This is a genomic window from Pseudomonas sp. S37 (genome assembly GCF_016658545.1).
Taxonomy (GTDB): Bacteria; Pseudomonadota; Gammaproteobacteria; order Pseudomonadales; family Pseudomonadaceae; genus Aquipseudomonas.
In genome coordinates, this window is sequence record NZ_JACVZC010000236.1 from 1 (window position 1) to 555 (window position 555).

Consider the following 555-nt stretch of genomic DNA (forward strand, 5'->3'; position numbering starts at 1 on the left):
TTCGAGAACCTGCAGTTCGGCGAGCCTGCGACTGTTGCCGTGACTGACACCATCAGCAAGGTCACCGCCGTGCTGGAGGTGGACAACAGCACCGTGGTTGAAGGTGGCAAGATCACCTACACCGTCACCCTGATCAGCGAAGACACCAAGTTGCCGGTTACCGGCCACGGCGGTGTGACCGTGACCTTGACCGGTGGCACCCAGGTGCACATCGAGGCCGGCGCATCCAGCGGTCAGATCAGCATCAATGCACCGGACGACGTGTACGTCGGCGGCCAGCCGGATATCACCAAGTCGATCACCGATATCACCGTTACGGGCGATGCCAAGTTCGAGAACCTGGTGGCGGACCCCCAGTCGGTGACCACCAAAGTTACCGACGAGCCTGGCACCGAGAACAACCCGAACCCAGGTGGCGAGAACGAAGGCGACCTGGTCAAAGTCAGCATCAGTGCGGTCGAGAAATCGGTCGACGAAGCGACTGCGCCTAACTTCGTCGTCACCTTGAACAAGCCGCTGGATAAACCGCTCACCGTTACCCTGAGCAACGGCGAC

At 60.5% G+C, this 555-nt stretch carries 1 protein-coding gene; it reads left to right on the forward strand.

Going from position 1 to position 555, the window contains the following annotated elements:
- On the forward strand, positions 1 to 555 hold a 555-nt coding region (locus IAE39_RS29470; protein WP_201207962.1), incomplete at both ends, for an immunoglobulin-like domain-containing protein.